Source organism: Stenotrophomonas sp. SrG, from assembly GCF_050031795.1.
In the GTDB taxonomy this organism is placed as follows: Bacteria; Pseudomonadota; Gammaproteobacteria; order Xanthomonadales; family Xanthomonadaceae; genus Stenotrophomonas; species Stenotrophomonas rhizophila_A.
On sequence record NZ_JBNBBE010001380.1, the window covers coordinates 1 to 235 of the forward strand.

The 235-nt window shown below is 67.7% G+C and carries 1 protein-coding gene; it reads left to right on the forward strand.

Going from position 1 to position 235, the window contains the following annotated elements:
- Positions 1-28 precede the first annotated feature (28 nt).
- Positions 29-235, forward strand: a 207-nt coding sequence (locus tag ACQG3P_RS23930) for a hypothetical protein (protein WP_426806442.1), incomplete at its 3' end; no start/stop codon positions are given.

The following is a 235-nucleotide window of genomic DNA, read 5'->3' on the forward strand; positions in this document are numbered from 1 at the left end:
GGGTACTCAGTCTCGTGGGCACGGAGATGTGTATAAGAGCCACGCCCCGCCCACCCCGGCCGCCGCCGCCCCAGCCCCCACCGAGATCAAGCTCGACGAAGCCAAGCTGCCGGCCTACAACGCCTTCCACCCGACCGACCTGGACAAGAGCCTGGACGCCTGCACCGCCTTCGGCGATTACGTGAACAGCAAGTGGCTGGCCGCCAATGAGATCCCGGGCGACCGCACCAGCTGG